The sequence below is a fragment of the Pseudomonas sp. B2021 genome (genome assembly GCF_018135665.1).
Taxonomy (GTDB): Bacteria; Pseudomonadota; Gammaproteobacteria; order Pseudomonadales; family Pseudomonadaceae; genus Aquipseudomonas; species Aquipseudomonas lactis.
Map to the genome: position 1 here is coordinate 1,479,493 of NZ_SMOF01000001.1, position 22,190 is coordinate 1,501,682.

The window sequence follows — 22,190 nt, forward strand, 5'->3', positions numbered from 1 at the left end:
AAGCAAAACGCTCTTGCCCCACCACTCGGCACCTCGCTTAGGCTCGGTGTGCCCGAACGCAGGCTTGAATCCGTGGGCCGCCGCCACGCGCCATCCATGGCGCGGGGCGGCTAACCCGGCGTCCTGCCGGGTTAGCCACGAATTCAAGCCTGCGTTCGGCCAGCGTGGTTTAACGGGGCGCCTGAGATCAAGATCATAAGCAGATCAAGATCAAGAGCGGCTCGCTTCGCATCGTGGTTAGCGTCTGCTGCGACAACCTACAAAATTGTGTAGGTACCTATGCTCATCGGGGCTCAGTCGTTGAAGTCTTCCCAGCCACCCATCTGTTTCCAGCGATTGACGATGCCGCAGAACAGCTCGGCGGTCTTCTCGGTATCGTAGCGGGCCGAGTGGGCTTCACGCCCGTCAAAGTCGATACCGGCTGCCTGGCAGGCTTTGGCCAGAACGGTCTGACCGTAGGCCAGGCCGGCAAGGGTGGCGGTGTCGAAGCTGGAGAACGGGTGAAATGGGTTGCGCTTCATGTCCAGCCGCGCCACGGCGGCGTTCAGGAAACCCAGGTCGAAACTGCTGTTGTGGCCGACCAGGATCGCGCGTTTGCAGCCATTGGCCTTCAACGCCTTGCGCACGCCGCGGAAGATATCGGTCAGCGCCGCTTCTTCACTCACCGCCATGCGCAGGGGGTGGTCGAGCTTGATCCCGGTGAACTCCAGGGCAGCGGCTTCGATATTGGCGCCTTCGAAGGGTTCTACGCGAAAGAAATGCGTGTGCTCCGGGTACACAAAGCCCTGTTCGTCCATGCCGATGGTGGTTGCGGCAATTTCCAGCAAGGCATCGGTGGCGCAGTTGAACCCACCGGTTTCTACGTCGATGACGACCGGCAGATAGCCGCGAAAACGCTCGGCCATCGGATGGCGCGAGCCGCCACCGCCGTGCTCTTGTTCGTCGTCGTAATGGTCTTCACTCACTTGCTTTCCTCCAGCAGGCGCCAGCGCAGTGTTTCACCGGCGCGCAGCGGGATAACGGTCAGCTCGCCAAAGGGCAGGCTGGCAGGGGCGGTCCAGTCTTCACGAACCAGGGTAATGCGGTCGGTATTCGCCGGCAGGCCGTAGAAACGCGGGCCGTTGAGGCTGGCAAAACCTTCGAGCTTGTCCAGCGCGTTACGCTGTTCGAATGCTTCGGCGTACAACTCGATGGCGGCAAACGCGGTGTAGCAGCCGGCGCAGCCGCATGCGGCTTCCTTGGCGTGCTGGGCGTGGGGCGCCGAGTCGGTACCGAGGAAGAATTTCGGGCTGCCGCTGGTGGCGGCATCCAGCAGGGCTACCTGATGGGTGTTGCGCTTGAGGATCGGCAGGCAGTAGAAGTGCGGCCGAATCCCGCCCACCAGCATGTGGTTGCGGTTGTAGAGCAGGTGATGGGCGGTGATGGTCGCGCCCACGTTGGCCGACGCCTCACTGACAAACTGCACGGCATCGGCGGTGGTGATGTGTTCAAACACCACTTTGAGCGTCGGGAACAACTCGACCACACGCCGCATGTGTTCATCGATGAAGATTTTTTCGCGATCGAACACATCCACGTCGCCACGGGTGACTTCCCCGTGGATCAGCAATGGCATGCCGACCTCCGCCATGGCTTCGATCGCCGGCAAGATCTTGTCGATACTGGTTACACCGGAATCGGAGTTGGTGGTCGCACCTGCCGGGTACAGCTTGGCGGCGTGCACATAACCGCTGGCCTTGGCTTCACGGATTTCTTCAGGCTGGGTGCGGTCGGTCAGGTAGAGCACCATCAACGGTTCGAAGCGGCTGCCGGCCGGTCGTGCAGCGAGGATGCGCTGGCGATAGGCGTCGGCTTCTGCGGCATTGCGCACCGGAGGTACCAGGTTAGGCATGATGATGGCACGGCCAAACGTGCGGGCCACATCGGCCACGGTTTGGGGTAACGCAGCACCATCGCGAAGATGAATATGCCAGTCGTCGGGACGCAGCAGGGTCAGGCGGTCGGACATTGGGGATTCCAGGCGGGTCAATCTGGTGGGAATGCTACCGGAAAAGACTCTTGCAGGCACTCGCTATCAAGTTTTGCCGGATGCTACCGATATCTCCGGGTATGCCTTAACGATGTATGACGCTGTGAAGTGTTGTAGAAACCCATGGAGCCTCCCGTGCGCCAGTATTATCTAGCCCTGCTCAGTGTGTTCGCCAGCCTGCCTGCGGCGGCCCTCACGTTCCAGACACGTCTGGAGAATATTGAGTGGAAGGTAGAGGGCGATCAGTTCGAGTGCCGCTTGACCCAGCCGATCACCGATTTCGGTTCCGGTGAATTCGTACGCCGGGCCGGCGAACAGGCGACGTTTCGTCTGAAAACCTATGGCAGCAGCCTCGGCGCCGGCTCGGCAACCCTGTTGGCCGCTGCGGCGCCGTGGCAACCGGGCCGAGGTGATATCAACCTTGGGGCCGTGCGTGTCGGCAGCGGCGACGTGCTGTTCAATAGCTCCCAGGCCCAGGCCGGTCGCCTGTTCACCGGCTTGCTCGAAGGGCGCAGCCCGACGGTGCGGCATTACGGGCGTGAAGGTGGTTACTCGGAAATTCGCCTGCTGCCGGTGAAGTTCAACAAGGCCTATAACGATTATCAGCTGTGCACCACCAAGCTGCTGCCCATGAATTACGACCAGGTCAAACAGACCGAAGTGGGCTTCCCCGGTGGCGGCATTGAGCTGGACGCGGCGGCCAAGAAGAAGTTGTCCGTGATCCTAGCCTTCATGAAAGCCGATCCCACGGTCAATCATGTCGAGTTGAACGGCCATTCGGACAACAGTGGCAACCGTCTGACCAACCGCGACGTGTCCCGCCGCCGTGCCCTGGCGGTGATGGACTACTTCAAGGCCAACGGCATCCAGGAATCGCAGATCACGATGCGCTTCCATGGCGAAAGCTACCCCTTGGCGCCCAACACCAATGCCGCCAACCGTGCGCGTAACCGTCGTGTGAATATTCAGCTTGAGCGCGTGGCTACGCCTGAGAAACCGGCGCCCCAGGCCACTGCGCCGAGCAACCCGGCGGCGACCTCATAAGAGGCGACCATCGGTCGCCCACTCGACATAATCTGTCGCTTTATCTTCATTTGCTGTCGCGCCCCTGTAATTTCGCGGTTTTGATCGGTAGAATCGTCGCCTTTCCGTACAACCCCGTGGAGTGATGGCATGGCCGACGTAAACAAGGTCGTTCTCGCGTATTCCGGCGGCCTGGACACTTCGGTGATCCTCAAGTGGCTGCAGGATACTTATAACTGTGAAGTGGTGACCTTCACCGCTGACCTGGGTCAGGGTGAAGAGGTCGAACCTGCACGTGCCAAGGCGCAAGCCATGGGCGTGAAAGAGATCTACATTGACGACCTGCGCGAAGAGTTCGTCCGCGATTTCGTTTTCCCGATGTTTCGCGCCAACACTGTCTATGAAGGTGAGTACCTGCTGGGTACCTCCATCGCCCGTCCGCTGATCGCCAAGCGCCTGATCGAGATCGCCAACGAAACCGGTGCCGACGCCATTTCCCACGGCGCCACCGGCAAGGGCAACGATCAGGTCCGTTTCGAACTGGGTGCCTACGCACTCAAGCCAGGCGTGAAAGTCATTGCGCCGTGGCGTGAGTGGGACCTGTTGTCCCGTGAAAAGCTGATGGATTACGCTGAAAAGCACGCCATCCCGATCGAGCGTCATGGCAAGAAGAAGTCGCCGTACTCGATGGACGCCAACCTGCTGCACATTTCCTATGAAGGCGGCGTGCTGGAAGACACCTGGACCGAGCACGAAGAAGACATGTGGAAATGGACCGTCTCCCCGGAGAACGCTCCAGACAAGGCGCAGTACCTGGAACTGACTTACCGCAACGGCGATATCGTCGCGCTGGACGGCGTTGAAATGACCCCGGCCACCGTATTGGCGACCCTGAACCGTATCGGCGGCCAGCATGGTATCGGCCGTCTCGACATCGTCGAGAACCGTTACGTGGGCATGAAGTCCCGTGGCTGCTACGAAACCCCAGGCGGCACCATCATGTTGCGCGCGCACCGCGCCATCGAATCCATCACCCTGGACCGCGAAGTCGCTCACCTCAAAGACGAGCTGATGCCCAAGTACGCGAGCCTGATCTACACCGGTTACTGGTGGAGCCCAGAGCGTCTGATGCTGCAACAGATGATCGACGCCTCCCAGGCTCACGTGAACGGTGTCGTACGCCTGAAGCTGTACAAGGGCAACGTGATTGTCACCGGTCGCAAGTCCGATGAGTCGCTGTTCGACTCCAACATCGCCACCTTCGAAGAAGACGGCGGTGCCTACAATCAGGCCGACGCGGCAGGCTTCATCAAGTTGAACGCACTGCGCATGCGCATTGCTGCCAACAAGGGCCGCTCGTTGTTCTGAGTCGCGCGCCTGTTGTGAAAAATGGCCTCTTGCGCAAGAGGCCATTTTTTTTGCCTGGGTTTTTATGGGCGCTTTAAAAACAGAGCCGTGTATTAATGTTTAGCCTGTGTTTAAGGATTTTTTCGTAACTTGCGCAATTATTTTCCGGTTTTGTCATTTGTTTTTAAGTCTGAATGATTTTTTACATCTGAGGAGGAACTATGTCTGACAGAAAATTCACTCATGTAGTTGCAATGGATATGTGAATTGTTGAATTTTCTGTAGGAATTTTGGAAGTGCTGAAATATGTTAAATGGAACTAATGGGAACGGTTGTTCCGGATTGATTTGTGCGCGTCACGGCGACAAGCAAGGGGCATTTCCTGAAAGTGTTGTGCGGCACGTTTACTTTCAGGGGCTAATGGGCACGATATTTCACTCAAAATATGTACGCGTCGAGAAAGGTCTGAAAGCAGCCATAAAGCTCTATGCATCTAAGTTGGCGATTTTTTGTAGGTTAATTCCTATCTTCTTGTGGGTTGGGTCTCTGCCTGCTCTCGTTCGGGGGGGAATGCTATGCCAACTAGTAATCGACTAGGCTATTGTGTTTGCTCTAAATAATTCGAACAGCGAAATTGGACTTTCTCATGAATAAAGTGCTGATCGTGGATGATCATCCCGTCATTCGTCTTGCTGTGCGCATGCTAATGGAGCGTCATGGTTATGAGGTCGTTGCCGAGACTGATAACGGTGTCGATGCGTTGCAACTTGCACGGGAACATATGCCGGATATTGTGATACTGGATATCGGAATCCCCAAGCTTGACGGCCTGGAAGTTATTTGTCGGCTGGCATCAACCAAGCAAGCCGTCTCGTTCAAGGTGCTGGTGCTGACGTCCCAGGCCCCCGGCCATTTTTCCATGCGCTGCATGCAGGCGGGGGCCGCCGGCTATGTGTGCAAGCAGCAGGATCTGACAGAGTTGCTCAGTGCCATCAAGGCGGTGCTTTCCGGCTATAGCTATTTCCCGAACCAGGCGCTCAATTCGGTACGCTCAACCATGGGCAATGCCAGTGAAGCCGACATGGTCGAACGCTTATCGGGGCGGGAGATGATGGTGCTGCAGCAGCTGGCCCGTGGCAAAACCAACAAGGAGATTGCCGATGGCATGTTCCTCAGCAACAAAACCGTCAGTACCTACAAGACGCGCTTGCTGCTCAAGCTCAATGCCCGGTCCCTTGTGGACCTGATCGAACTGGCCCAGCGCAACGGCCTGGTTTAGGAGGATATTGCACCCCTTGAATACCCGTGTAACCGGCAGAAAAAAGCCTCCGTCAGGGAGGCTTCCGGCCGCCAACGGCTCGATCAGAAATCGAAGTCGTAATCGGCCAGCTGTTTTTGCAAGCGTCGCTCTTCCAGAAGATTGTCGATAGTGCGGCGTTTGCTCAAATTGGTCTTGGCCACCTCTGCCACCGGTGCCTCTACCACATCGTCATCCGACTCAACGAGGTCGTCTTCCACTTCCAGTTGTTCGTTGCCAGCGCTCATAAGGTCAACTCCAGGCTAAGACTGCCGTTGGGGCTCCTTATAGCGATAATCCGCGGACGGGTAAAAAAGATTTTTTCAATCGTCTGATCACAAAAACCAATGATCGCTCAATCGTCGGAGGTTTTGTCCTTGTATTCGCACAAGTCTTCGATACGGCAGCTCCCACAGCGCGGCTTGCGGGCCTGGCAAACGTAGCGTCCGTGCAGGATCAGCCAATGATGGGAGTCGAGCAAATAGGGCTTGGGCACGAACTTCATCAACTGCTTTTCTACCTCAACCACATTCTTGCCCCGTGCAATGCCGGTTCGGTTGCTGACGCGGAAAATGTGCGTGTCCACCGCCATGGTCAACTGCCGGAATGCCGTATTGAGCACCACGTTCGCCGTTTTGCGGCCCACGCCTGGCAAGGCTTCCAGGGCTTCGCGGGTTTGTGGCACCTCCCCCCCATGCAGCTCCAACAGCAGGCGGCATGTTTCGATCACATTCTTGGCCTTGCTGTTATACAGGCCGATGGTCTTGATGTATTCGGACAGGCCTTCCACACCCAGGGCGTAAATCGCGGCGGGTGTATTGGCCACGGGGTACAACTTCGCCGTGGCCTTGTTGACGCCAACGTCCGTGGATTGAGCCGAGAGGATCACCGCAATCAGTAACTCGAACGGTGAGGAGTAGGCCAATTCGGTTTTCGGTTCCGGATTGTCTTCGTGAAACCTGCGGAAAATTTCCAGGCGTTTTGCGGCATTCATAGGGGCAGGCGTTTCCTTGCAGGCGGTCGGCGTGATGTTAGCAATACACAGTGCAGTGGGTCAGCCGTTGGCCTCGGCATCCTGCAGCGTTTGCTCGGCGGCGTTCAATGCGGCTTTCAAGGTTGCGATTTCATGCGCATCAGCTTGCTGATCCTGAGCCTTTTTCAACGCAGCCCGGCGCATGGCCAACTGGATCTTTGCGCGCTTGAACTCGGTACTTTTAGCGGCCGTCTTTGGTGGCTGCGGTGAGCTGTTGGCCTCAAGTGCGGCAAGCGCCTGCTCGGATGCCTCGAACTGTCGATGCAGCATAATCAATTGCGACTGTTGCTCAAAGGTCGGCGGATGCCCAAACGCTTTCAAGGATTTGTGCAACTGCGCGCGACTCATGGCGACGTTGGTTTTGGCCTGTTTGATCGCGGCGTCCTGAGCGGCCTGAGAGTCATCGACCGGTGCCACCGCCATCGGCGCTGTGCGCTTGGCGCGTGCCAGGCGTTCGGCGAGCTTGCAAGCCTCTTCACGTTGCAGGCGGGCGTTACGTTGTTCGAAGCGCCGCCGCGCCCGGTTGCGTTTGAAGTCGCGTGCACGCCGTTCATTATCGTTGCTGGCCAAGTCACCGACGATAGGCAGAACGTCAGCAAGCGGACGCATCTCGATACAGTCGACAGGGCAGGGCGCAACACACAGGTCACAACCGGTGCACTCGTCGACAATCACGGTGTGCATCAGCTTGGCGGCACCCACAATGGCATCCACCGGGCAGGCCTGGATGCATTTGGTACAACCGATGCATTCGGCCTCGCGGATATAGGCGACTTGCGCAGGCGCATCTCCACGGCTCGTGTCCAGGTCCAGTACCGGCAGGCGCAGCAGTTGTGCAAGCCCGACGATGGTTTCCTGCCCGCCGGGCGGGCACTTGTTGATGGCTTCGCCTTTAGCGATGCCTTCTGCGTAAGGTTTGCAACCCGGGTGCCCGCACTTGCCGCATTGAGTCTGCGGCAGCAGCGCGTCGATACGTTGAATGAGGTTCATGCTGTGATCATAGCGTTGACGCCCGGCCCAGGGAGAAGGGCAAGCTGAGAGGCCCCGCCGTAGCAACAGCGGGGCATTTTTCAGAGGTTACTTGATGCGTTGGCCCGGCTTCGCGCCGCTGTCCGGGCTCAGCAGGTAGATTTCTTCGCCGCCAGGGCCGGCCGCCATCACCATGCCTTCGGAAATGCCGAACTTCATTTTCCGTGGCTTGAGGTTGGCGATCATCATGGTCAGGCGACCATCGAGCTTGGACGGGTCCGGGTAAGCGCTCTTGATGCCGGAAAACACGTTGCGCTGTTCGTCGCCGATATCCAGCGTCAGGCGCAGCAGCTTGTCGGCGCCTTCCACGGCTTCGGCCTTGATGATCAGCGCCACGCGCAAATCCACGGCGGCAAAGGCGTCGAAATCGATTTCCGGGGAAATCGGGTCCTTGGCCAGCTCGCCATTGCCCGCCGGCGCGGATTGGCCGGTATCGGTCTGGCTGGCGACCAGGTCTTCTTTCGAAGCGTCGGTCATGGCCTGGACTTTCACCGGGTCAATACGGGTCATCAAGGGCTTGAACGCGTTCAACTGATGATTACCGAGCAAGGTGGTGTGATCGTTCCAGCTCAACGGCGCCACATTGAGGAACGCCTCGGCATCGGCGGCCAGCAACGGCAGCACCGGCTTGAGGAAGATCACCAACTGACGGAACAGGTTGACCCCGGTGGCGCAGATAGCCTGGACTTCAGCTTCCTTGCCTTCCTGCTTGTTCAGGGACCAAGGCGCCTTGTCGGCGATCCAGGCGTTGGCGCGGTCGGCCAGGCCCATGATCTCGCGCATGGCGCGGGCAAAGTCGCGGGCTTCATAAGCGTCGGCGATGCTCGGTGCGGCGGCCAGGAAGGCGTCGGTCAACTCCGGTGCGGCGTTCTCGGCTACCAGTACACCGGCGTTGCCCTTGTGGATAAACCCGGCACAACGGCTGGCGATGTTGACGACTTTGCCCACCAGGTCCGAGTTGACCTTCTGTACGAAGTCTTCCAGGTTCAGGTCCAGGTCGTCCACACCACGGCCCAGCTTGGACGCGTAGTAATAGCGCAGGTATTCCGGCGACAGGTGGTCCAGGTAGGTGCGCGCCTTGATAAAGGTGCCACGGGACTTGGACATTTTCTGGCCGTTGACCGTCAGGTAGCCGTGCACGGCGATGCCGGTCGGCTTGCGGTAGCCAGAGCCTTCAAGCATTGCCGGCCAGAACAGCGCGTGGAAGTTGACGATGTCCTTGCCGATGAAGTGGTACAGCTCGGCGGTGGAGTCCTTGCCCCAGAACGCGTCGAAGTCCAACTCCGGGGTGCGATCGCACAGGTTCTTGAAGCTGGCCATGTAGCCGATCGGCGCGTCCAGCCATACATAGAAATACTTACCCGGCTCGCCCGGAATCTCGAAGCCGAAGTACGGCGCGTCGCGGGAGATGTCCCACTGCTGCAGGCCACTGTCGAGCCATTCGGAGAGTTTGTTGGCCACAGCGTCCTGTAAGGTGCCGCTACGCGTCCAGGTTTGCAGCATTTGCTGGAAATCCGGCAGCTTGAAGAAGAAGTGCTGCGAGTCCTTGAGCACCGGCGTGGCGCCGGAGATCGCTGACTTGGGATCCTTCAAGTCGGTCGGTGCGTAGGTCGCGCCGCATTTTTCGCAGTTGTCGCCGTACTGGTCTTCGGTGCCGCATTTCGGGCAGGTGCCCTTGATGAAACGGTCGGCCAGGAACATTTTCTTTTCCGGGTCGAAATACTGGGTCACCGAACGTTGGTCGATGTGCCCGGCTTCTTTCAACCTCAGGTAGATCTGGCTCGACAGCTCGCGGTTTTCTTCGGAGTGGGTCGAGTGGAAATTGTCGAAGTCCACCAGGAACTCGGCAAAGTCGGCGCTGTGTTCAGCCTGCACATTGGCGATCAGTTGTTCTGGGGTGATGCCTTCCTTTTCGGCGCGCAACATGATGGCCGAACCGTGGGCGTCGTCCGCGCAGACATAAATGCATTGATTGCCGCGATGCTTCTGGAAGCGCACCCACATATCGGTCTGGATGTACTCAAGCATATGGCCAAGATGGATCGAACCATTGGCATAGGGCAGGGCGCTGGTGACGAGGATCTTGCGTGGCTCGGACATGGGGCTCGGCTACTTGATGAAACGGAGGTCGGCCACTATAAAGCGCCGGGAAATTTATTTCACCCCGTGACGCTGTTTCAGAATCTTCCACGCCTTCGAAAGCATGCCGTTCAGCGGCTGGAACGGTTAGGATAGCCGCCTGTTTCAGTCAGTCTTTTTTCGGGAGTAGCCCATGAGCGCCGTCAATCGCGCAGCGGTGGAAGCCGTTCTTCGCCAGTACACCGACCCTTATTTGAACCAGGACCCGGTCAGTGCCGGCTGTGTGCGTGCCATCGAGGTCCAGGGCGACCAGGTGTCGGTGCAGTTGCAACTGGGTTATGCCGCGGGTCTGTTCAAAAGCGGTTGGGCACAGATGCTGCAAATGGCCATCGAGGGCCTCGACGGTGTGGGTTCGGCCAAGGTCGACATCCAATGCGTGATCGCGCCGCACAAGGCCCAGGCGCAGATCCCGGGCCTGGCCAACGTCAAGAATGTGGTGGCGGTGGCGTCCGGCAAGGGCGGCGTGGGTAAATCCACCACCGCGGCCAACCTGGCCCTGGCCCTGGCGCGGGAAGGTGCGCGCGTGGGCATTCTCGATGCCGACATCTACGGGCCGAGCCAGGGCGTGATGTTCGGCATCGCCGAAGGCACACGGCCGAAGGTCAAGGATCAGAAATGGTTTGTGCCCATCGAGTCGCTGGGTGTGGAAGTGATGTCCATGGCGTTTCTCACCGATGACAACACGCCGATGGTCTGGCGCGGGCCGATGGTCTCCGGCGCGTTGCTGCAATTGGTCACACAAACGGCGTGGGGTGACCTCGACTACCTGGTGATCGACATGCCGCCAGGCACCGGTGACATCCAGTTGACCCTGGCGCAGAAAGTGCCGGTGGCCGGTGCGGTGATCGTCACCACGCCTCAGGACCTGGCGTTGCTGGACGCCAGGAAAGGTGTGGAGATGTTCCGCAAGGTCAACATCCCGGTGCTGGGCGTGGTGGAAAACATGGCGGTGCATATCTGTTCCAACTGCGGGCATGCCGAGCATCTGTTCGGTGAGGGCGGGGGCGAGAAGCTCGCTACTCAGTATGGCGTTGAACTGCTGGCATCGTTGCCATTGGCGATGGAGATTCGTGAGCAGGCCGATGGTGGCAAACCTACCGTCGCGGCCGAGGCTGATGGGCAGATTGCGATGATCTATCAGGAGTTGGCCCGTCATGTCGGTGCGCGGATTGTCTTGCAGGAAGCGACGGCACCGGCGATGCCGACCATTACCGTGAGCGACGATTGATTAGGCTGTAACGGATACGCGAAAAGCCTGACGACCCGTGGTGCTCTCGGGTTTTTCGCGAGCGAGCTCGCTCCTACAGGTGGGGTGTGAATAGGGCTTGTTGCTACTTTGCGTAATGCGCGTGTAAGCATTCGCTTACTTTTTCGTAAGTGTTTGGTTTTTTTGGCTGTTGCGTACGTCTTGAAATGACGAAGCTATTATCTATCTTATTGAAAGATAACGATTATTTTCGCGAGTGAGAGCGGTAGAGTTTGTCAGACCGCTGAGGGCATCGCGTTGAACTTCCCTCGGAACGCTCTAACATCAGCCCTGTGTCCACGGATTGGCACAGCCATCAAGGAACGATGGTTTGAAGGAACGTCGCAGGATGCGATTCATCAGGATGATGAAAAGGAATACAGGGACTAGGGAAAAAATGTGGGCGGGTCATACCGCCCCTTTTTTTGCCTGTAGAAAAGTGAACCCAGGCACCCGAACGCAAAAAAGGCCCTCAAGGGCCTTTTTTTGTTGGGCAGTGGCGCTTTAGCGCTCTAGTTGCTCAATCTTGTTGGGCTTGCCATCCCATTCGGCGGCGTCCGGCATCGGATCTTTGCGCTCAGTGATGTTTGGCCAGATGTCTGCCAACTCGACGTTCAACTGAATGAATTGCTCCATGCCCGCAGGCACTTCGTCCTCGGAGAAAATCGCGACGGCCGGGCATTCTGGTTCACACAGGGCGCAGTCGATGCACTCATCCGGGTGGATAACCAGGAAATTCGGGCCTTCGTAGAAGCAGTCCACCGGACAGACTTCTACGCAGTCGGTGTACTTGCACTTGATGCAGTTGTCGGTGACGACGAAGGTCATTTCTAATTTTCTCCTCAGGCGGCGGCAGCGAAACCCCTTATGGTGGGGTTCGCGAGGTTTGAGAGCGATAGTCTGCGGACCAGGCTAAAAGCCCGCAGCATCCCAAACCGCGCGAGATTCTATCAGCTTGCAAGCGTCTGCGTTATATCCGAGTCTTCAGTGCATATAACATTTCGAGCGCTTTACGCGGCGTCAAGTCATCCAGGTCAAGCTTTGCCAACTCATCCAGCACCGGATGGGGCAGGCTGGCGAACATATCGCTCTGATGCGGCGCGGCAGGTTTCTTGCTGGCCTTGGCCGGGCTGGCGACCACGGTTTCATGGGGCAGCGCCGTGGTTTCCAGGCGGCTTAAGTGTTCACGGGCGCGGGTGATCACCTCGTTCGGCACTCCGGCCAATTGCGCTACGGCCAGGCCGTAGCTCTGGCTTGCCGGCCCTGGCAGCACATGGTGCAGGAACACGATGCGCTCGTTGTGCTCGGTGGCATTGAGATGCACGTTGGCCACCAGCGGCTCGCTTTCCGGCAGCACCGTCAGCTCGAAGTAGTGCGTGGCAAACAACGTGTACGCACGCAAATGCGCCAAGCGTTCAGCCGCCGCCCAGGCCAGGGACAGGCCGTCGAAGGTGCTGGTGCCGCGGCCCACTTCGTCCATCAGCACCAGGCTGCGCTCGGTGGCGTTGTGTAGGATGTTGGCGGTCTCGCTCATTTCCACCATAAAGGTCGAACGGCCACCGGCCAGGTCATCGCTGGAGCCGATCCGCGTGAAAATGCGGTCCACCAGGGACAACTCGCAACTGGCTGCCGGTACGAAGCTGCCGATATGCGCCAACAGCACGATCAACGCGGTCTGACGCATGTAGGTGGATTTACCGCCCATGTTCGGACCGGTGATCACCAGCATGCGGGTATCGTCGTCCAGCGACAGGTCATTGGCGACGAACGGCGTGGTCAGCACTTGCTCCACCACCGGGTGACGACCTTGCACGATGCGCATGCACGGTTCGCTGACAAACCGTGGGCAATTGAGGTCCAGGTTCAGCGCACGTTCGGCGAGGTTGCTCAACACATCCAGCTCCGCCAGGGCGGCGGCGGTGTCTTGCAACGGCGCCAGGCGGCTGATCAAGTCCTCGAGCAAGGCTTCGTAGAGCATCTTTTCCCGCGCCAGGGCGCGGCTTTTGGCCGACAGCGCCTTGTCTTCGAATGCTTTGAGCTCGGGGGTGATAAAACGCTCGGCGCCCTTGAGGGTCTGGCGACGTTGATAGTCGATAGGCGCAGACTCGGCTTGCTTGCTCGGCAGCTCAATAAAGTAACCGTGGACACGGTTGTAACCGACCTTAAGGTTCGCCAAGCCGGTGCGGGCTTTTTCGCGGGCTTCCAGGTCAATCAGGAACTGCCCGGCGTTTTCGCTCAGGGACTGCAGCTCATCCAGCTCGCTGTCGTAGCCGGTTTTCAACACGCCGCCGTCACGGATGATCGCGGGTGGGTTGTCGATGATGGCTTTTTCCAGCAGCGCCGCGAGGTCCGGGTACGTGCCGGCAGTCACCGCCAGCTGTTGCAGGTGCGGCGTATCCAACTCCGTCATTGCCAGTTGCAACTGCGGCAGGGCGCTCAAGGCATCACGCAGGCGCGCCAGGTCGCGGGGCCGCGCATTGCGCAGGCCGATTCGCGCGAGGATACGCTCGATATCACCGATTTCTTTCAGTTGCGGCTGCAGCTTTTCGAAGCGGTAGCCGTCGAGCAGGCAGGTAATAGAGGTTTGACGCGCTTGCAGCACGGTCAAGTCCTGCAGCGGACGGTTCAGCCAACGGGTCAGTAAGCGGCTGCCCATTGCAGTCTGGCAACGGTCGACCACCGATTGCAGGGTGTTATCGCGCCCGCCGGCCAGGTTGGTATCCAATTCCAGGTTTCGACGGCTGGCGCCATCGAGCACCACGGTATCGTCCAGCCGTTCATGACGCAGGCTGCGCAAGTGCGGCAGGGCGGTGCGCTGGGTTTCCTTCGCGTAGCTGAGCAGGCAGCCAGCAGCGCCGATGGCCAGGGTCAGCGTTTCGCAACCGAAGCCTTTAAGGTCCTGCACCGAGAACTGCTGGCACAGACTTTTCAGCGCCGAATCGCGCTCGAAATCCCATGGTGCACGCCGCTTGGTCCCACGACGTTTCTCCGCCGGCAAGTCCTTGGGCCAATCATCCGGGATCAACAACTCCACCGGGTTGATACGCTCAAGTTCCGCCAGCAGGTTCTCCCAGCCCTTGATCTCCAGCACGCTGAAATTGCCGCTGGTGATATCCAGCACCGACAGGCCGAACAAACGCTCATCGCCCAACACCGCCGCAATCAGGTTATCGCGACGCTCATCCAGCAACGCCTCATCACTCACCGTACCCGGCGTAATAATGCGCACCACCTGGCGTTCCACCGGCCCTTTACTCGTGGCCGGGTCGCCGATCTGCTCACAGATCACCACCGACTCGCCCAGCTTCACCAGCTTGACCAGGTAGCCTTCCAGCGAGTGATAAGGAATCCCACACATCGGAATCGACTGCCCCGCCGACTGCCCGCGCGCGGTCAGGGTGATGTCCAGCAGCTTGGCGGCCTTCTTCGCGTCTTCATAGAAGATCTCGTAGAAGTCGCCCATGCGATAGAACATCAACTGATCAGGGTGCTGGTTTTTCAGGCGCCAGTACTGCTGCATCATCGGGGTGTGGGAGGAGAGATCGGAAATTGCTTTATTCATCAGTGACTTAGCGCTATCTGTTCAGAGGTCTTGGGCGAAAATGGGGCATTTCATCAGTTAGAATTTTGATGGGGGCCGCGCCACCGCTTGGTTGGACGTATGCATAAAAGACTAACACAGGGTGAGCAACTGCTCACTCGGTGAACGCCATCCAGCCTTGGCGAAATGTATGGCGGTGTGCTATCAAGCTCGCAGATCATTTTCCGCAGGCAAAAAAAAATGAAAGCAGCTTTTCCAGAGCATTTTGTAGGGGAGCCCGAGCGACAGAAGAAGCTATGGGCGGATTGCATCTTCGTATTGGACACAAATGTTCTACTTGATCTTTATAGATTCTCTGATTCCGCGAGAGATGCTCTTTTCAAAGTTATGGAGTCGTTAGGGGATCGGTTATGGGTTCCTTATCAAGTTGCTTATGAGTATTTCGAAAATCGTCTAGGTGTGATCGAGGATCAGTCTGATGCATATGCTAAGTCTATTTCTGGGCTAAAAGCCGCGAAAGAAAAATTTAACGCAGGTACAAAACACCCTTTCGTTTCTGATGATGTTTTTAGAACATTCATATCTTCATATGACTCAATGATTGCTGAGTTAGAGAGTAAGAAGGATATTTATAACTCTTTTGTAACTGTTGATCTTGTAAAGGAAAGGATCGGGGAGGTTCTGTCTGGGCGGGTAGGTGAGCCGTATTCTGAAGAAAAGCTAAGTGAGTTAGCGGTGGAGGGTGAGAGTAGATATTTAGAGAAGATACCTCCTGGATTTCAAGATGGCGGGAAAATGCCTGAAGCTACTACGACTAAGTTTAAGCTCAAAAAGTTTGGTGATCTGATTTTGTGGAAGCAGTTAATTGATCATGCAGTGCTTAAAAATAAGTCTGTGATTTTAGTTACCGGTGAAAAGAAAGATGATTGGTGGCTTAAGTCAGATAAGCTATTGGTAACTGCCTTGCCAGCCCTCAGCAGGGAGTTTATGAGCACGGTAAAACAAGATTTTTATCTTTATTCGACTGATAGATTTTTGCTTAAAGCTAATGAATATCTCAAACAAGATACTTCGGATAATGTTATGGAGGAGGTTCGCGCAATCAACAAGGCTGACGCGGACAAGATGGATGGTTTGAGAGGTGAGTTTTTAGAAGACTCGTTAGAAGATTCGTGGTCCCGTATAGCTACCTTGAAGGGGTGGCATATAAAATATGATGCCGATATTCTTTCTTCAAATGCGGATGAGTATGTGAGAGGCTCAACCTCTCAGTCGATAGCAAATGAAAAGGAAGTGATTTTGCAAAGAGCGAAAGCTCTGTCGTCATATTTAGAGCTTTATAGAGCTGAGCGTGGCGAGCTTTCCCTTGCTAAGGCCGCGTTAACTTCGGCTGGTGTCCCCTTAGATGATGAACGCGTTGTTGTTGCTGATAAGAATCTATTCAGAGTTGATGGTGCTATAGATTCGTATTTGCATGAGTTTAGATTGCTGCGTGCTAAAAAGAGAACTTTGAATGCCCTTGAGAGAAAGCTGTCTCGAGACGGTTTTTAGTGTTTCGCAATGTTGAGAGATTGCCATATTTTTTCAAGCTCTTTTGGATTCATCATCCATCCATTTTGCATATACCTGTACTAGCATTGTGAAGTCTTTATGACCCATCTGTTTTGCAATGAATGCAAGATTTCCTCGGGCTGTTAAACACCAGCACGCGTATGTATGGCGAGTCTGATAAGGTCGTCTGGGGCGGATGCCTGATCGTTTCTGGATTGCTGCCCATTTGGTATTCCAAGCGGTGGGGACATACCAGAAATTTATAATCTTCTTGCGCGCCTGGGTTGAGGGGGAGAGTACTGGGGTAACACTCTCTTTCCGGCTCTCGTGCCTGTTCTGGAACACCTCGATGACGCGTGCAGGATGATCGGCAACTAGCGACAGCAGTACCTTGCAGGCTTCGACCGCTGGTGGCATTAATAATACTGAGCGCGGCCTCCCGGTCTTAGGTACTTTGAACGTGCCGTTGGCTGTTATGGCGCGGGTGATGTTGATCTGTCCTGCGTCCAGGTCGATGTCCTCAACAGCCAGCGCACATATCTCACTTGGTCGAAGCCCGGTATACACGGCCAAAGTAATCGCCGCAGCGTCCTGGGGGTGAAGGCATCCTTTATCAACCAGCAGCTGGAATTCGTCACGAGTAAGCGGATCCGGCTCTTGGCCTTGCATTGCGAACCGATTGCACGCTTCTGATAATCCCTTGCGGCAGTATCCATTGGTCTCGCACCAGCCCAGGAAACCGGCGAACGTCGCCAGGTAGTGATTGACGGTGCTCGATCTGCAATCAGCAACGTCCTTAGCAACTGAATGTCTTCGGGCAACAAAACTCCGGCGAGACGATCAATTCCAACCAAGGCAGTGCAGATGTCTAAGGCATAGCCGTACTTCTCCTCGGTCATGGGCGTGATGTCGACTGCCTTCAACGGCTTGTACCGTTCCAGCAACGCCCCAAGCCTTTCGTCCTTGGCACTGCTGTAGTTGGTCGCGTGCTTTGAGTTAGGAAAGTGCCGTCCATATTCAAAATGACCGGTTTTGATCTCGTGAAGAATTGCCGCCCTTAAGAGGGCGGCGTGTTTGATATTGGCTTTGGTGATCGGAAGGCCGAGGGGTTCGCGGCAGCGTATACGCCGCCACATGAACACGACGCGCAAATTGCCGCCGTGTATCTCAATCCCCCTGTGCTTTGCCAGCTCGGTTTCTAGGCCGCTTCCTGAGGTGCGCTCTCGGCCCACTTGTCATACTCCGTCATGTTGATTGCAATGCGGCCGTCCGGCGTCTTGCGCCAGATGCGGCCTTGGGCCCAGGTGCCGTTTTTCACTTTGTGGCGAATGGCGTCTTCGCTGTAGCCAGTAAGTTCTGAGGCGCGGCTGATCATTACCCAGCGTGGAAATCTCATATTTTTCCCCTCCACAGGCTGCTGTCATGCGACATTGAGCGGACTGACAGTGGGTATTGCTCAAGGCCACCCCCACGTCGGTGAGCAGGGGCGCTACTCGCAAAACGGGGATAAAGGGAGGCTAATCGGTGCACACGTTCCAAGTGAAAAGTATCAATGACATGTTATTGAAGCTGGACTGGGAGATAAGTCAGCTGCAGCGCAGTTACATCTCCAATGCGGTGGATAGCCTTTCCACGTCGAGTTATTTTGCAATCAACGGCGCCCTCACGGCGTTCCATATTTGTGACTGGATCTGGCACAGCGGAAATGAGTCGCAGCGTGCGATTTGGGGAAAAGGTCAGAAGGTAGGGGAGCCTACCAAGACAAACTTCCAGTTGAATCTGAGAGATGCTTGCCCAAACCTCACGGTATGTCGTGAGATCGCGAACTCCTTCAAACATTACGCCCCAGATCGTCATACCGATGAAGCGGTCAAGCCTGCCTCCGTTTGGTTTACTTCTTTTCCGGCAAGGGCAGGGATTGCACGAGCAGGGGACGCGTTGAACTCTCCGGCTGCAGTAGTGATGATTTCCAATGGCGTGGATACGTTGCCTGTTGCTCACGTCCTCAGCGTCGTCCATGGATACCTGGAGGACTTCTGTGAGAAACATGGGCTTCTTGGCTAAATTAATGGTTAGGGCGAGAGCCTTTTTACCTTCTTCGGCAGGATGCGCGAGCGGCCGTTTCTGATCGGTTAGCGTTGCATCACTGAGCGCTGCCCCGCGCAGCTTTTCGCGGGATATAACTGAGTCGGCATTTTGAAGAATAAATCTGTTCCCTGTGTTCATTTTTCTTTAGTTATGGCTTGCGATGCGGCAGTACGGTGCCGATGAACAAGACGGTGGGGTACCGGATTTACTCAGATTGATCACTAGAAAGCGTGTCGGAAACCGACCGGGACGTATTGAGCCTCCCGCCATCAAACGAAGACCCAAGCCTCACTGGATGCTTATGCAAACGCGTTCCGCGGTAAGGATTGAGGTCAGGAAAAACGGACACCCGAAAAAAGGTTAAATAAGTGCCATTCAAATCTGTCCTCTTTTTGAATCAGCGAAGCCTTGGTCATTGGACTCCATTCCTATTTACTTGTCGGGGTACCTGAACCTATAGAGCTAGCTATGCAGGAAGAATCGGGATCATATGAATACCTTTGGGGGATGGGTGTGCTCGACGCGGCTTGCTAGCGTTTCTCCGTATCTATGTTCTTTGAAAGCCCCATTGAACCCATTGGGCCGTTTAGATCAAATTTGAAATTCGAGCAGTACTCCACTAGACATGATGATGTCAAAATAGTAGCCTTGCGAGTTGGCGTATGCTTGAGAATGGTTTTCAAGTTGAAAGCCGCAAGTAGTTTAAATGTCCTTGGTAATGTTGGTCCAAAATTGTGAGGCTCGTTGTTCTTTATAAAGACTGAAATAATTAGTCTGTGCACAACCTTTGTTGGTTGGGGGCTGAGTATTTATTTTATAATAATTAATCTATTGATTGGTCGATGGTATGGACGTGGAACTTACATTGGATACAACGGAAAAAGTTGTGTCGTTGATAGTTGGGTGCTTGGCTATAGCTTCTTATCTTTTTGTGAAAAATAAAGTGTCGGGTTCGAAGTCCTCTCCCGAGGTACTCCCTGTTTCTACTGGTGGCGAGGCTCATAATTCACTACAAAACTCAAATACTAATAATTTAACGGTAAATGTAAGTCCTGCTGCTGAATCAGTTGCTGACTCTTCTCCGAAAACGGCAGATGCGATTTTTGATATTTCTGCATTAAAAAGAAAGATAAAAATACTTTTTATTGATGATGATCAGGGATTTAAAATTGTTGGTATTCTCAAGAAGATGGGGTGGGAGAATACTAGAATTGTTGAAGATATTAACTCACTCGAAGAGGCTGTGCTATCTGATGCTGATGTGGTATTTGTAGATATTCAAGGTGTGGGGAAATCAATGTTCTACGTTGACGAGGGTTTAGGCCTTGCTTTGGCTATTAAACGTCGTTATCAGAAGAAAAAGATAATTATATATTCAGCTGAAGAAGAAGGCGCGCGTTTTCATGATGCTCTACAAGAGGCAGATTACAGCTTGCCTAAGACAGCAGAACCTATACGTTTTGAAGAAACTATTGTTCGAGTGCTAAAAAATGGCTGAGCGATTTGCTAGGGTAGCTTTGTGGTCGCAGGAGCGTGCCGAACCATTTATTAACCAGCTAGGAGAGTATTTGCAAGTATGTCAATCTGAACTCCCTGCGGATGGGTCCAAAATTATTCGGTTGGATGGTAAAGTTACGCGTCTGACTCGCAGGTCTGAGCAAGGGTATACCGTAATTGCAGCTTCTTCAGATACAGATCGCCTCAAAAGTAAGAAATTGATGGACTTAGAGGTGAATGTTGTTGTACTGGCTGCCCCCACTATTGATGCTTCCACTAAACATGCTGAACAGCGCAGTCGTAGGTTAATACATAACCTGAAAAGTTTAACTGCGAAAACAAGTCAAGAAATTTTCTACATAGTGAAGCAAGAGATGTTGCTCTCTTCTCCTAGAGAATCTATTGAGTATGTTTCTGGGGAGGTCAGAGATAACTCTCAGGATACTGCAAGAGCGATTATTGAAATTCTGAAGAACCAACTTGCTCAAAAGGCCGAATTTTCTGCGTTCGAAAAGCTCTCTGGAAAAGTTGGGTCAATGAAAATGGAATCGCATGATGTTCATCGCGTACTGATGAATGTTTTTTATCTATTTTTTGGAGAGTTCCTTGCGAAGAAAGTAAAGGCGTATGTAGAGCCGACTAGGCTTCAAGCCGTGTTTGATTACGACTCTATTCATACCTGTATATATTATCTAGTTGAGAATGCTGTAAAATATACAATGCGTAACAGTGTTCTCAATGTTATAACCTCAGAAGACGGAAATGGTTATATAGATATTCGCTTTGAAATGGAAAGTCTAGCTATTGCTCCGGAAGAGCAAGGTCGTGTGTTTGATGAGGCTGTGTCAGGAAAATATGCTGTGAATGAGAAGCTAAGTGGTGCCGGTATTGGTTTGTTCTTAGCTCGCGAGATGGCGCGTTTGAATGAAGGCGGTCTATATCTGCATGCTGGCAGACCTATGATTAGTGATACTTATGCTCGAAACTCATTTGTACTTAGCTTAAAGTCTGCTGGATAAGGTTGTGCATATTTTGGTACTGTGTAATGACGTTCCCGAGCGAATTTCTAAAATTAGTTCTTTGATTTTTGAGTTCTAAAAAACAGCACGGATTTATTTTTGCTTATTGAACGCCAAGGATACGGAAGGCTTAGGTTGGACAGTTGTGAGCCAGAGTACTGGGCGGCCACAGCTTCATGATGTCGGATGCTGCCGTGATTGAACCGCGAGTGGCGGCGCGTTATTCCACGTGCGGATGGATAGCTTCACCGAGAAGGGCTCTTCAGCGGCGCTGAGCACTGGCTCGCAGCGCTATGGAGTGGAGGAGTTTGGTGCTTGCGTTTACCGTCACTGGCGCTTCGGTTGCACGTGACAGATACGAAGCCAGCCTTGGCCTGAATTATCAAGTGTCGGTGCTGACGGTGTGCGCTAGCTATACCCGCCAAGCGCGTAGCGGGCTTGATGTTAACGGAGTGATGGTCAAGGCGCGTACGCGTTTTAGGGGGGGACGCGAACGGGAGCTCTTGCGAGCCCCTGTCATCCCCAAAAACAATAATCTTTTTTCTTGAAATTTACTCGCCGATATTTTGGGTTTTTTAATTTTAACTCGACGTTTATTCATAGTACCCACCCTAATACGCAATTCCCCGCCCCCTTTCTTTGTCTAATATTGGATCCAGTGGCCACTGAGGCCCAATGGATCACTCTGTTCAAAAAAAGGAGAAGCGACATGATGCCCAAGGATCCGTCGAACAGTGGCCGACCTAACCTGCTCACGGATTGCTGAGATGAACGTACTGTCTAGGCCTGAAACAGATGTAAACCTATTTCAGGACTGTACATAGTGGCGCTTGGAGGAGTAATGATACCTGCTGCGCAGCAGAGACTGTTCGTTTCTAGTATGTCGCTCCTATTTGCAGTACGGAGTAACGCGGACAGGGCGCCGGTGTTGTTCTGTCGGTTCTCGGCTAGGTAAAAACACAAAAAGAGGCGACGCATTTATTCAAATGCGCCGCGCTCCTCTTCCTAGCTACTTACTGAATGTTGCCGGGCGAATCCAACACCTTCACCACATCATCAACTACCGCCTTGACCATCTCCTGCAAGTAATGCGACGCCCACGCATAACGGTCCGTCTCCTTGGTCATCGCCGCATCTTCTGCGAGCAGCTTGGCGACATGGAGAAGATCGGAGGCGTGGTGCAGGGCTTCTTGCAGGGAAACACCGCTGTTGACGCGGAATAGAGGTTGGTCGGAGTGAAAGGAGAAGGGGGTGACGCCGAGGGTGGTTAACGCAGGCGGATTTGTAGCGGTCATCGGTAAAACTCCCATATCAAGTGAGAGCTACCACGTTCGTTATCAGGCGAATGGGG

19 protein-coding genes and 2 pseudogenes are annotated in these 22,190 nt (G+C 54.8%); 9 read left to right on the forward strand and 12 right to left on the reverse strand.

Going from position 1 to position 22,190, the window contains the following annotated elements; genetic code table 11:
- Positions 1–293: 293 nt before the first annotated feature.
- Positions 294–965 (reverse strand): ribonuclease T, encoded by a 672-nt coding sequence (rnt, locus tag E1K68_RS06545; RefSeq protein ID WP_003188980.1) that lies wholly within the window; start codon positions 963–965, stop codon positions 294–296.
- The gene (pyrC, locus tag E1K68_RS06550) at positions 962–2,008 is read right to left on the reverse strand and encodes a dihydroorotase (protein WP_032893318.1); all 1,047 of its coding nucleotides are present in this window, start codon (positions 2,006–2,008) and stop codon (positions 962–964) included. The genes rnt and pyrC overlap by 4 nt, the downstream gene beginning before the upstream one ends.
- A gap of 156 nt (positions 2,009–2,164) precedes the next feature.
- Here pyrC and E1K68_RS06555 point away from each other — a divergent pair, with 156 nt between their 5' ends.
- The 3 genes from E1K68_RS06555 to E1K68_RS06565 all read left to right on the forward strand — a co-directional run bounded on the left by E1K68_RS06555 (position 2,165) and on the right by E1K68_RS06565 (position 5,678).
- Complete coding sequence (locus tag E1K68_RS06555; protein ID WP_003188982.1) at positions 2,165–3,073, forward strand: OmpA family protein; 909 nt, start codon at positions 2,165–2,167, stop codon at positions 3,071–3,073.
- A 129-nt stretch (positions 3,074–3,202) separates the two neighbouring features.
- Entirely contained in the window at positions 3,203–4,420 is a 1,218-nt protein-coding gene (locus tag E1K68_RS06560) for an argininosuccinate synthase (protein WP_003188984.1), read from the forward strand.
- A 625-nt stretch (positions 4,421–5,045) separates the two neighbouring features.
- The gene (locus tag E1K68_RS06565; RefSeq protein ID WP_003188986.1) at positions 5,046–5,678 is read left to right on the forward strand and encodes a response regulator transcription factor; all 633 of its coding nucleotides are present in this window, start codon (positions 5,046–5,048) and stop codon (positions 5,676–5,678) included.
- A gap of 83 nt (positions 5,679–5,761) precedes the next feature.
- Here E1K68_RS06565 and E1K68_RS06570 read toward each other — a convergent pair whose 3' ends face one another.
- The 4 genes from E1K68_RS06570 to metG all read right to left on the reverse strand — a co-directional run bounded on the left by E1K68_RS06570 (position 5,762) and on the right by metG (position 9,858).
- Positions 5,762–5,944, reverse strand: coding sequence for a hypothetical protein (locus E1K68_RS06570; protein ID WP_003188987.1), 183 nt, complete (start codon positions 5,942–5,944; stop codon positions 5,762–5,764).
- Between the two features lie 107 nt (positions 5,945–6,051).
- Positions 6,052–6,690: an endonuclease III gene (gene nth, locus E1K68_RS06575; RefSeq protein WP_003188989.1), complete on the reverse strand. Its 639-nt coding sequence runs from the start codon at positions 6,688–6,690 to the stop codon at positions 6,052–6,054.
- A 60-nt stretch (positions 6,691–6,750) separates the two neighbouring features.
- Positions 6,751–7,719: an electron transport complex subunit RsxB gene (gene rsxB, locus E1K68_RS06580; RefSeq protein ID WP_212613888.1), complete on the reverse strand. Its 969-nt coding sequence runs from the start codon at positions 7,717–7,719 to the stop codon at positions 6,751–6,753.
- Positions 7,720–7,806: 87 nt separating this feature from the next.
- Positions 7,807–9,858: a methionine--tRNA ligase gene (gene metG / locus E1K68_RS06585; RefSeq protein ID WP_034135813.1), complete on the reverse strand. Its 2,052-nt coding sequence runs from the start codon at positions 9,856–9,858 to the stop codon at positions 7,807–7,809.
- Positions 9,859–10,030: 172 nt separating this feature from the next.
- On the opposite strand from metG, the gene apbC reads away from it, so the two are divergent.
- Complete coding sequence (gene apbC / locus E1K68_RS06590; RefSeq protein WP_034135812.1) at positions 10,031–11,125, forward strand: iron-sulfur cluster carrier protein ApbC; 1,095 nt, start codon at positions 10,031–10,033, stop codon at positions 11,123–11,125.
- Positions 11,126–11,647: 522 nt separating this feature from the next.
- Here apbC and fdxA read toward each other — a convergent pair.
- Together fdxA and mutS are read right to left on the reverse strand one after the other, a co-directional pair.
- The gene (fdxA, locus tag E1K68_RS06595) at positions 11,648–11,971 is read right to left on the reverse strand and encodes a ferredoxin FdxA (RefSeq protein WP_014717148.1); all 324 of its coding nucleotides are present in this window, start codon (positions 11,969–11,971) and stop codon (positions 11,648–11,650) included.
- Between the two features lie 142 nt (positions 11,972–12,113).
- Positions 12,114–14,693: a DNA mismatch repair protein MutS gene (gene mutS / locus E1K68_RS06600; RefSeq protein WP_212614874.1), complete on the reverse strand. Its 2,580-nt coding sequence runs from the start codon at positions 14,691–14,693 to the stop codon at positions 12,114–12,116.
- Between the two features lie 231 nt (positions 14,694–14,924).
- On the opposite strand from mutS, the gene E1K68_RS06605 reads away from it, so the two are divergent.
- A complete protein-coding gene (locus tag E1K68_RS06605) occupies positions 14,925–16,235 on the forward strand; it encodes a PIN domain-containing protein (RefSeq protein WP_212613889.1) in 1,311 nt (436 codons plus the stop codon).
- A 33-nt stretch (positions 16,236–16,268) separates the two neighbouring features.
- Here the strand turns inward: E1K68_RS06605 and E1K68_RS27705 are convergent, their stop codons facing one another.
- The 3 genes and pseudogenes from E1K68_RS27705 to E1K68_RS06615 form a co-directional block, all read right to left on the reverse strand.
- Entirely contained in the window at positions 16,269–16,904 is a 636-nt protein-coding gene (locus tag E1K68_RS27705) for a site-specific integrase (protein ID WP_244858780.1), read from the reverse strand.
- 380 nt (positions 16,905–17,284) lie between these two features.
- A pseudogene (locus E1K68_RS27710) lies at positions 17,285–17,371 on the reverse strand (DUF3596 domain-containing protein); the annotation flags it as partial.
- Positions 17,372–17,433: 62 nt separating this feature from the next.
- On the reverse strand, positions 17,434–17,631 hold the full coding sequence (locus E1K68_RS06615; protein ID WP_212613890.1) for an excisionase: 198 nt from the start codon (positions 17,629–17,631) through the stop codon (positions 17,434–17,436).
- A 128-nt stretch (positions 17,632–17,759) separates the two neighbouring features.
- Between E1K68_RS06615 and E1K68_RS06620 the strand changes: the two genes are divergently transcribed.
- The 4 genes and pseudogenes from E1K68_RS06620 to E1K68_RS27715 form a co-directional block, all read left to right on the forward strand.
- Positions 17,760–18,299 carry a hypothetical protein gene (locus E1K68_RS06620; RefSeq protein WP_212613891.1) on the forward strand — a complete coding sequence of 180 codons (540 nt, stop codon included), beginning with the start codon at positions 17,760–17,762 and terminating at the stop codon, positions 18,297–18,299.
- 877 nt (positions 18,300–19,176) lie between these two features.
- Complete coding sequence (locus E1K68_RS06625) at positions 19,177–19,821, forward strand: response regulator transcription factor (protein ID WP_212613892.1); 645 nt, start codon at positions 19,177–19,179, stop codon at positions 19,819–19,821.
- Positions 19,814–20,839: a sensor histidine kinase gene (locus E1K68_RS06630; protein ID WP_212613893.1), complete on the forward strand. Its 1,026-nt coding sequence runs from the start codon at positions 19,814–19,816 to the stop codon at positions 20,837–20,839. Before E1K68_RS06625 ends, E1K68_RS06630 begins: the two co-directional genes overlap by 8 nt.
- A 143-nt stretch (positions 20,840–20,982) precedes the next feature.
- A pseudogene (locus E1K68_RS27715) lies at positions 20,983–21,318 on the forward strand (autotransporter domain-containing protein); the annotation flags it as partial.
- A gap of 534 nt (positions 21,319–21,852) precedes the next feature.
- On the opposite strand, the gene E1K68_RS06635 reads toward E1K68_RS27715, so the two are convergent.
- Complete coding sequence (locus E1K68_RS06635; protein WP_032893303.1) at positions 21,853–22,134, reverse strand: DUF3077 domain-containing protein; 282 nt, start codon at positions 22,132–22,134, stop codon at positions 21,853–21,855.
- Positions 22,135–22,190 lie beyond the last annotated feature (56 nt).